The following is a 2,362-nucleotide window of genomic DNA, read 5'->3' on the forward strand; positions in this document are numbered from 1 at the left end:
CGTTTTTTACTATATTACTTCCAATCATTATTTAACAAATTCTACAATAAAAATAACAACCGTCGAAATAAATAACGATTGGCCGATTCCGAAGGCTAGTCCAGTTATAAAGCGGAGTATATTAGAGCTTTCACGCCATTTCCATAATTGTGTAAAGCCGTCAATTAGCATAGGTATACATATAAGTATAATGATATAGAATGGTGCGGTTACTTGAAAAGCAATTGCAAAAGGTGTAAATAGATAACCTATTAATATAGCAGTACAGCGGGCGCAAATCGGCATTTGCTTTCCATATATGAAGAAGGATCGATCAGCTCTACGATGGCATGGAAACCATTGAAATAGATGTGATTGATTATGTTGACATTTTTCTTGGTTCATTTTTCGTCTCCAGCTTAATACTATTTTCTTTATTCTTATCTTATAGCAAGGAAGGTGAATGAATCAATTCATGAGCAGCTAGAAAGGAAGGATTATATATAAGAAATCTGTTTTTGTGAAATTTGTTTGGAATTGTTGCAACTTTCTGATGTGGTAATACGTGGTTATTGTTAAGGAGGGAACAAGGTGGACTTAGATGAGGTATTTAAACGACATGTGAATGATGTATACCGATATTTGTTTTCTCTTTCAAAAGATCATTATATGGCTGAAGACTTGGTACAAGAAGCATTTTACAGGGCATACGTGCAACTTGAAGATTATGAGATAAGTAATATTAAAGCTTGGTTATTTAAAGTAGCTTATCATGCCTTTGTTGATTATAAAAGGAAGTATCAACGAATCATTGTGAAAGAAGATGTTACCCAACATTCTGCTGACCATCGTTCACCAGAGAATGCTTTTTTGGAAAAGGAAAGTTATCAATTATTATTACATGCTATCCACTCATTACCAGAGAAGGAAAAGCACGTTATTTTATTATGTGATTTGCACGGATTAGCCTATAAGGAAGCAGCAGAAGTATTGAATATGAAATTAAATACTTTAAAGAGTCATTTATTTAGAGGGAGAAAAAAAGCTGTAGCATTAATTAAGGAGTTGAAACAGTCAGATGAGTCATGATCACAAGGATGAAGAATTATATCGTGAGTTACTGAAAGAAACAAAACAGACAATGAATGAAGAGCAATCTTTTTCGGAGGAAGGGCAAGAAAGAATTGTTCGTATCGGTAAGAATACAGCGCGTATAACAAACGTCATGATTAGTTTAGCACTTATTCTACTTATCATACCCATTATGACGTTAGCTAGTCATCTATATTATGCGGTTGGCAACAAAGCGAATACGCTTATTGAGGTCGTTGGGAATACCATTTATGTTACAGAGCCCAACGTAAGTATTGAGGAAATGGAGATTGAAGAGAAGGTTGGTATTTTCACTTTGAATTTAGATTTCGATTTGTATAAAAAAATTGGAAATGAAGAATACAATGTGGGGGAAGAAAGTATTCGCTTTAATTTGGATTCAGCTCGTTTTCCTGAGAAACGATTGTTATTGGAACGTCCTTTACCTGAAATTCCTTCTGTTGAAAATGAAGTGTTATTTCACCCAGAAGCAACAATTAATTATGATAGTAACAAAGAATGGGATAAATTAAAAGGTTTGCCAGATGGTACGATGTCTGAAGTATATGTGTCCTTAACTGATGTTATGACGAAGGCAGAATTAGAGACATTATTACCTGAGCAGGCAGAACTTCGATGGGTAGCTGTTGATACAGGTTTAGAAGCAAAACAACTAGGTGAAAGTGGGGTACCAATTACATCACTAGGTTTTCCTGCTCAAATCGATCATTCAACATGGTCGCCTTTTAACGGAAGAGAGGGGACAAATGAAGAAGTGTTTCTTCGTATTTTAAAACTGTTAGAGAAGCATGAACAAGTAGCAACAAAAGTAGCAAGAGCAAAAGAGCTATCCTTATCAAAGCGGATTGAGTATATTCAAAAGCATGGAATAAATGTGTATGGAGCTGTAATTACAGGACCAACCGAAGAAATTCGAAAATTACAATCAATGAAGGAAATACGAGCAGTTAAGTTAGGGGAAGTGAAGCTATGGAATTAATATGGAGAAAGAAGAAAACAAGGCGTTTCCCAACAATTACAGGTTTACTATCGTTTCTATTAGCACTATTTCTATTAGCGATGTTTAACGTAGCGATCTTAACAGAAGCTGAGAGTATTCCTGTTACATTTTATAGTCAAATATCGATTATAGGTTTTTTTCTCGGTATAGTTGGCTTATTTACAAAGAAACATTCTAGATTATTCGCTATTTGGGGTATGTCATTACATGTTTTTTTACTTGTATTTCAATTTATGATGATTGGCTTATCGTGGATGATTAATCCTATAC

Annotated in this window: 4 protein-coding genes; 3 read left to right on the forward strand and 1 reads right to left on the reverse strand. The window is 34.5% G+C overall.

The window, feature by feature from the left end:
* Nucleotides 1-27 precede the first annotated feature (27 nt).
* On the reverse strand, nt 28-384 hold the full coding sequence (locus V7014_RS22360; RefSeq protein ID WP_335510482.1) for a DUF2085 domain-containing protein: 357 nt from the start codon (nt 382-384) through the stop codon (nt 28-30).
* 186 nt (nt 385-570) lie between these two features.
* Between V7014_RS22360 and V7014_RS22365 the strand changes: the two genes are divergently transcribed.
* The 3 genes from V7014_RS22365 to V7014_RS22375 all read left to right on the forward strand — a co-directional run.
* Nucleotides 571-1,068 (forward strand): sigma-70 family RNA polymerase sigma factor, encoded by a 498-nt coding sequence (locus V7014_RS22365; protein WP_335510484.1) that lies wholly within the window; start codon nt 571-573, stop codon nt 1,066-1,068.
* Nucleotides 1,058-2,071 carry an anti-sigma factor gene (locus V7014_RS22370; RefSeq protein ID WP_335510486.1) on the forward strand — a complete coding sequence of 338 codons (1,014 nt, stop codon included), beginning with the start codon at nt 1,058-1,060 and terminating at the stop codon, nt 2,069-2,071. The genes V7014_RS22365 and V7014_RS22370 overlap by 11 nt, the downstream gene beginning before the upstream one ends.
* Nucleotides 2,062-2,362: hypothetical protein (locus V7014_RS22375; protein WP_335510488.1), on the forward strand; the 301-nt coding region annotated here is incomplete at its 3' end. The genes V7014_RS22370 and V7014_RS22375, both read left to right, overlap by 10 nt.

The organism is Bacillus sp. JJ722 (assembly GCF_036963345.1).
Taxonomy (GTDB): domain Bacteria; phylum Bacillota; class Bacilli; order Bacillales; family DSM-1321; genus Bacillus_AD.